The following is a 6,847-nucleotide window of genomic DNA, read 5'->3' on the forward strand; positions in this document are numbered from 1 at the left end:
TAGCGCGTAATGATTTTGAATATTTTATGAAGCACCACCCACAAGATCCAATGGTGCATATTTTACAAAAACAGATTCAAGAAATGAACTTTATTAATCAAGTAATACATTAAGGATCGGCTTCAACATTACTTGCGCTTTTGTTTTTAAAATAACCCGTCATTTAGGATTGGCTTCAACATTACTTGCGATTTTGTTTTTAAAATAGCCAGTCACTTAAGGCTTTTTGGAAACAATTTATCGCAAGTTATTTTGTAACAATTCCTTAAGAATTTTTGAAAACAATTAAGGATCGGCTTCAAAATTACTTGCGCTTTTGTTTTCAAAATAACCAGTCATTTTAGGCTTTTTGAAAACAATTTAGCGCAAGTTATTGTGTAACGATCCCTTAGCGCAAGTTATTGTGTAACGACTCCTAAAGAGGCAAAAATGATACAACAAAAAATAATTAAAGTCGGCAACATTGATGTCGCAAATAACCTACCATTTGTTCTTTTTGGTGGTATGAATGTTTTAGAGTCGCGTGATTTAGCCATGAAGATGGTAGAGCATTATGTTGAAGTAACCAGCGCACTTAATATCCCTTATGTGTTTAAAGCTTCATTTGATAAAGCCAATCGTTCATCGATTAACAGTTACCGAGGTCCTGGTCTTGAAGAGGGACTACGTATTTTTGAAGAGATCAAAAAGACTTTTAACGTGCCAATTATCACTGATGTACACGAACCTTACCAAGCAAAAGCGGTAGCGGAAGTGGTTGATGTGATTCAACTGCCGGCGTTTTTAAGTCGTCAAACAGACCTTGTTAAGGCGATGGCAGAAACAGGTGCAGTGATTAATGTTAAAAAAGCACAATTTTTAGCACCCCATGAGATGGCGCATATCATTAGTAAATTTAATGAAGCGGGTAACGACAAGATTATCTTATGTGAGCGTGGTAGCTGTTTTGGTTACAACAACTTAGTGGTTGATATGCTTGGTTTTAGCACCATGAAAGAGACGGGTTACCCAGTTATTTTTGATGTAACACATTCACTGCAAAAACCCGGTGCACGTAGCGACAGTGCAGACGGTCGTCGTAGCCAAGTGGTACAACTTGGGCTTGCTGGCATGTCTCAAGGTATTGCGGGTCTATTTTTAGAATCACACCCGGATCCAAGTAACGCTAAATGTGATGGCCCTTGTGCACTAGCACTCGATAAATTAAAACCTTTCCTAACGCAGATGAAGCAGATGGATGAACTGGCGAAAAGTTTAGATGTTATTGACACTGAATAAAAACAGAAACACACGGCTATTTTTATTGCTCGCCTCATTACTGGGCGCAACGGGTGTCGCACTGGGCGCGTATGGCGCTCATGGGTTAACAAAATGGGCAAGCCCTGCTCAAGTTGATTACTTTCAGTTAGCCGTGTTGTATCAACTTTTACATGCTATCACTCTGTTAGCGGTGAGTATTTTATCATTGTTTGTCAGTAGTCGTTTACTGCTTGCTAGCCAAATTTTCTTTGTCACAGGTATTGTCTGCTTTAGTGGAAGTTTATATCTTTATGTTTTCACAGGCACAAAAGCCTTGGCGATGGTCACCCCACTAGGTGGTTTAGCACTGATAATGGCATGGCTACTATTAGCAACTGTATTTATTAAAAAGAGTAAAAAATGTTAGGAATATTATTATATTGTCGTCCGGGTTTTGAGAATGATTGCGCCAACGAGCTTCAAGATAAAGCCGGTGAGTTAGAAATTTTTGGTTTTATCAAAACCGTGCGTCACAGTGGTTATGTTTTTTACCAATGTTATAACCCTGATGAAGTAGAAAATTTAGCTGCGCAGTTAGATTACTCGCAACTTATTTTTGCACGGCAAATGATTGTTGTTAAAGCGTTTGTTGATGGCCTACCTTTGGACGATCGGATCAGTCCAATTTTAGAAATAACCCGTGAAATGCCGATGGGTGGCGAGTTATATGTTGAAACGCCTGAGGGAGATGAAACAAAGCCGTTATTAACTTTTTGTCGAAAATTTACTGTGCCACTACGTCAAGCTTTGCGTAAACAGAACAATTTGACTAAAAAAGATAACCCGACAAAACGCCGTACGCACCTGTGCTTTTTAGATAATCAATCTGCTTACATTGGTTATGATATTCCGGGTAATCGCAGTGAGTTGTATATGGGGATTGCCCGTTTACGTTTTCCAAGTGAAGCGCCAAGCCGCTCAACACTGAAATTAGATGAAGCCTTTCAAGTGTTTTTAACCCCTGAAGAGCAAGAAACACGTTTAACCTCTGGCATGCGCGCCGTTGATTTAGGGGCATGCCCAGGTGGTTGGACTTATCAGTTAGTGCGTCGTGGCATGTTTGTCAGTTGTGTTGATAATGGTGCAATGGCGGAAAGTCTGATGGAAAGTGGTCAGATCAGGCATTATATGGAAGACGGTTTCAAATTTGAACCTGAGCGTAAAAATATCGATTGGTTAGTGTGTGACATGATTGAGAAACCTAAACGTGTTGCAAAATTAATGGCAAAATGGCTCATTGAAGGCTGGTGTAAAGAGACCATTTTTAATCTTAAATTACCGATGAAAAAACGTTATCAAGAAGCGTCTCAAGACTTAAAACTTATTACTGATTTGTTGGAAGAGGCAGGGCTTGAGTATCAACTACAAGCCAAACACCTCTACCATGACCGAGAAGAGATAACCGTGCATATCAGTTTAACGGGTAATACATGGGGACGACAGTTAGGTCAAGAGTAGACCGCTGTGAGTTTTTTAGGTGATGAAAAGGGGAAGAGGATGCCAAAACGATTAATAAATTGCATTGTCTATCTGCGTGGTTTTATGTTGATTTTTCTCTTTCTTGGTGTTGGAAAAGTGATCAGTGCACAACTTCCGATTGTCTTTCCCGGCAGTATTATCGGCTTGATGCTACTTTTTTTAGGCTTAACAACACGTTTGATTAAAATTGACTGGGTACACGCCAGTGCAAACTTCACCCTTAAGTATATGGTGATCTTATTTATCCCCCTGGCGGTTGGCTTACTTAATTATTTTGATCTGTTGTTAGAGAATTGGGTAGTGATCCTTTTCTCTACTTTCTTCAGCTCCTTTTTAATCATGTTTAGTGTCGGTCATCTTTTTCAGTTTTTAAATAAAAAGGTGAAAAAGTAATATGTTTTTCTATTTGGCATTACCACTCACCCTCGCTATTTTTTTCCTTTGTAAAGCGCTGTTTGTGCGCAAACCTTGGCCACTTTTTCATCCATTTTTAGTTTCTGTGAGTGTGTTAATTGTTTTACACCTGCTGTTTAACCTTGATTATCAACAGTATGAATCGGGCACTAAAATATTAACCCGACTGCTTGAACCCGCTGTTGTTGCCCTTGCTATACCCCTCTTTTTGCAGGTACATTTAATCAAGCAGAAACTGGGTATTATTTTAATTAGTTGCTTACTCTCTGTGGTTATCGCCTTTTCTGTGGCGTTTTATATCTTGCCATTATTAGGTGCAGACTTGGTTACCTCTGCCTCACTTGCAGGCCAGTCAATTACCACTGCGATTGCGGTTGAAGTGAGTCGAAGTTTAGGCGGCATATTATCGCTCACCGCAGTGATGGTTACCTTTGCAGGTTTATTAGGCGCGACGGTGGGACGTTTATTCTTGCTCCGTGTTGGTGTCAAAGACAAACAAGCTGTTGGTCTTGCGATTGGCTGTGCTTCACACGCATTAGGCACGGCTAAGCTATTGGAAGATTGCCAAGAAGAGGGCGCATTTTCATCACTGGCATTGATCGTTTGTGCTATTTTGTCAGCACTGTTAATGCCTGTTTTTTATGTGATTTTGTTTTAAGGCTAACTAATACTTGTATTTTATTGTGGGTATTTCGCCTCTCGGCGAGTTCATTTTCTTTGAACAGCCAAAGAAAACGGAACCAAAAGAAAGGCTGCCACTGCCATTTTTTTATCTTGCACGTCTTGATTGCTTTAACGCACCAGCTCAAACAGCACATCCCTGTGCTGACTGAGCTTAGTGTCGACTTCCATGTCGACCCTTGCTAAGCAATCATGTCTTAGCAAGAAAAATGGAAGGGGGTTGTGTGTACGCTTTGAGTCTCTTTTTTTATACATCACAGTAAAAATAAAATTACATTTTCTTATGAATTGACTACTCACTCCTATCATAACTTTATGATTTTCATGTAGATAAAAGTATAATGTAGTTTTTTATCTGAATGATAGGTTTGCTAATGGACAAATTACCTGGCTCATTAATTGATGCCCTTAAAAACAATGAAATCATTCCAGTTGTTGCTGCTGGTGTTTCTATGTCCATTAGAGATAAACAAGGGAATAGAATATTTCCAAGCTGGGAGGAGCTATTATTAAAAGCTGCCGATAAATTGAAATTGGAAAACGACATCCCGAATGCTACTTTAGTTACTACATTCCTGGAGATGAAGAATTATAAAGAAGCTGCAAAGTATGCGTATACGGGTTTAAAAGGTCCATTGTGGAAGGCTTTTATTGAAGAACAATTCAAGCCTAAATTAGACAACTTAGATGCAAGTAGTGCCTCATTGCCGAAAGCCATTTGGAAACTAAGTAATCAAATAATTACCCTTAATTATGATCGTATTCTACAGTGGTCTCATTCAATACCATCAGAAGTCACTTCTTTGACAAATAAGGCAAAAGCAAACCTACCTGATATGTTTAAACCCTCGAGTGATCCTATTGTTTGGCATTTGCACGGGCACATTGATAATACTGCAGAGTTAATTTTAACACCTGATAGTTATGCGAATTTCTATGGTGATGGGGATAGTGTAATGAGTGATTATAAAGGAGCTTTAGAAGCATTAAAGATTATGATCACAACCCGTAGCTTATTATTTATTGGTTGCAGTTTAGATGATGCGGATCTTCTTTTGAAAATTCACCAACAACAGAAAATGTTTGCGGGAAATATTAAACCACATTATGCATTGGTAAAAGCATCCGAAAAAATTGAGATTGAACAGAAGCTGAATGGCACTCAAATTAAACTGATTACTTTTGAAAACTTTGGCCAACCAATGCTTGATAAATTATCAGAAATGCATAAGCACGTTACATCAGAAAAAGAAGCTAAAGTAACTCCCTACAAAGATAGTGTTCTCGTTAAAATTGACGAGGCACCACCAAAATTCGCCTACCTTTCTGCAAACCCATTAGGGTTTGATTATGACTATCAACCTTTAGCTACTATTTTTAAAAAACTCCCTTTTGAAATTGATGCGTTTAGTTTAACGGAAGACAACCTTAATGCTCTGGACGGATATGACTACATTTTTATTGCTACCAAAGTTGTCAAAAATAAATTAGTGATTGAAGATGAGTTTCACTGTTTCGATAAAAATACATTCTGTGAATTAGAAGCGAATTTGGGGCGTGAAAAACGGAAAGGTATCTTTATTTTTGTTGACAAATTACCGACAGATGATCAGCTAGCAGACATTAAACTTCCTACATTAATATTACCTGCGCTTGATTTTGATAAGCATAAAAAAACACTGCTAAAATTCTACTTTCAAGTTTTTAAAAATCAAAATATAGGGTTTTATAACGATATTGGAATAAGTTGTAATGAGGAGTGTTTTGACTTCAATAATACTAAATTAAAAAACAGTAAATACATACTCCATAAAAATATGAGTAAATTACCTAAAACAATTGATCCTCGAACAATCAATGGATTTGTCGGGCGTAAAGAAGACCTTGAGAGGCTTAGCCAAACAATATCTAATTTAGAGGATGACAATGGTTTTTTAACCATTAAGGGTACTGGTGGATTAGGTAAGACTAGACTCATAAAACAGCTAACTATCGCATTTGCAGATAGGGGGAAATATGAAGATGGCATTGAATTTATAGATTGTGAACCCATCCTCGATTTTCAACAATTTAAATATCGCATCGCGAGTATATTTAATTTAGAGCAAGCACAAGACCTTGAAGAACATTTAAATAAACTAGCTCACAATAAATCATATTTAATAATTTTAGATAACTTTGAAACTTTATTGCATATTGATGATAAAGAAAAAATTATATCACTGTTAAGTTTCATGTGTGATTTTGCAACGATTGTTGTTACATCAAGAGAGTTCTTAAAACTTGATGGCGAAATCGAATACACATTAAGGCAGATGACCTTAGATGAAGCGTTTTATTTGTTTTCTACTAGAATGAATAGTCGCAATTTTAATACCGAAGAAACTAAACTTGTACGTGATGAGCTTATCGATAAGTTATTAGATAGGAATCCACTGGCGATTAAAATACTCGCTGACAACACTCCGCATAATAAGAATATCAGTGTATTAATAGACGAATTAGAGAATGATCTGTTTAATAAAATTTCAGAAGAAGACTTAAAGCTTTTTGATAATGCTACGGATGTTCATATCGATCGTAAGAAATCGATATATGGTTCGATCTTATATTCCTACAAAATGCTCTCTGAATCAGAAAAAGAAGCATTTGAAAAACTATCACTTTTTCCTGATGGTATTGACTTAGAAAACTTTAAAAGGCTTACCTTGGGGGGAAATAAAAAAGCAATTTTCAGTGACCGAGTGATTAAATCACTGCAAAATAAATCATTGCTCGAAAGCAATAATACTCAAATTAAATTACAATCTATCGTTGCTCGTTTGTAAGCGTCTGGGTAATGGCACCTAGCTACGCTTAATATTCCATGGTAGCAACGCATCAATATCATTCGGGTTTTCAGCAATCTGCTGCAAGCAGGTTGCGATATAATCATGAACAATAAGATCATTCGCTTTTGCTGTTTCAACCAAAC

7 protein-coding genes are annotated in these 6,847 nt (G+C 37.3%); 6 read left to right on the forward strand and 1 reads right to left on the reverse strand.

Annotated elements, in window-relative coordinates; all coding sequences use genetic code 11:
* The first annotated feature begins 429 nt into the window (after positions 1–429).
* The 6 genes from kdsA to G322_RS0116460 all read left to right on the forward strand — a co-directional run bounded on the left by kdsA (position 430) and on the right by G322_RS0116460 (position 6,701).
* Positions 430–1,278: a 3-deoxy-8-phosphooctulonate synthase gene (gene kdsA / locus G322_RS0116430; RefSeq protein ID WP_022942809.1), complete on the forward strand. Its 849-nt coding sequence runs from the start codon at positions 430–432 to the stop codon at positions 1,276–1,278.
* A complete protein-coding gene (locus tag G322_RS0116435) occupies positions 1,259–1,666 on the forward strand; it encodes a DUF423 domain-containing protein (RefSeq protein WP_022942810.1) in 408 nt (135 codons plus the stop codon). The genes kdsA and G322_RS0116435 overlap by 20 nt, the downstream gene beginning before the upstream one ends.
* Entirely contained in the window at positions 1,660–2,757 is a 1,098-nt protein-coding gene (gene rlmM / locus G322_RS0116440; RefSeq protein ID WP_022942811.1) for a 23S rRNA (cytidine(2498)-2'-O)-methyltransferase RlmM, read from the forward strand. Before G322_RS0116435 ends, rlmM begins: the two co-directional genes overlap by 7 nt.
* A 39-nt stretch (positions 2,758–2,796) precedes the next feature.
* Complete coding sequence (locus tag G322_RS0116445; RefSeq protein ID WP_022942812.1) at positions 2,797–3,171, forward strand: CidA/LrgA family protein; 375 nt, start codon at positions 2,797–2,799, stop codon at positions 3,169–3,171.
* A gap of 1 nt (position 3,172) precedes the next feature.
* A complete protein-coding gene (locus G322_RS0116450; RefSeq protein WP_022942813.1) occupies positions 3,173–3,850 on the forward strand; it encodes an LrgB family protein in 678 nt (225 codons plus the stop codon).
* Positions 3,851–4,247: 397 nt separating this feature from the next.
* Positions 4,248–6,701, forward strand: coding sequence for an SIR2 family protein (locus G322_RS0116460; RefSeq protein ID WP_022942814.1), 2,454 nt, complete (start codon positions 4,248–4,250; stop codon positions 6,699–6,701).
* Between the two features lie 18 nt (positions 6,702–6,719).
* On the opposite strand, the gene G322_RS22995 is transcribed toward G322_RS0116460, so the two are convergent.
* Positions 6,720–6,845, reverse strand: a complete 126-nt coding sequence (locus G322_RS22995; RefSeq protein WP_022942815.1) for a transposase domain-containing protein — start codon at positions 6,843–6,845, stop codon at positions 6,720–6,722.
* Between the last annotated feature and the right edge of the window lie 2 nt (positions 6,846–6,847).

This window comes from Psychromonas hadalis ATCC BAA-638 (genome assembly GCF_000420245.1).
Taxonomy (GTDB): Bacteria; Pseudomonadota; Gammaproteobacteria; order Enterobacterales; family Psychromonadaceae; genus Psychromonas; species Psychromonas hadalis.

Excerpts from the sequence above, each read along its gene's own strand:
- G322_RS0116460 (WP_022942814.1), top strand. The coding sequence starts at position 4,248 with ATGGACAAATTACCTGGCTCATTAATTGATGCCCTTAAAAACAATGAA.
- kdsA (WP_022942809.1), top strand. The coding sequence starts at position 430 with ATGATACAACAAAAAATAATTAAAGTCGGCAACATTGATGTCGCAAAT.
- rlmM (WP_022942811.1), top strand. The coding sequence starts at position 1,660 with ATGTTAGGAATATTATTATATTGTCGTCCGGGTTTTGAGAATGATTGC.
- G322_RS0116450 (WP_022942813.1), top strand. The coding sequence starts at position 3,173 with ATGTTTTTCTATTTGGCATTACCACTCACCCTCGCTATTTTTTTCCTT.
- G322_RS0116435 (WP_022942810.1), top strand. The coding sequence starts at position 1,259 with ATGTTATTGACACTGAATAAAAACAGAAACACACGGCTATTTTTATTG.
- G322_RS0116445 (WP_022942812.1), top strand. The coding sequence starts at position 2,797 with ATGCCAAAACGATTAATAAATTGCATTGTCTATCTGCGTGGTTTTATG.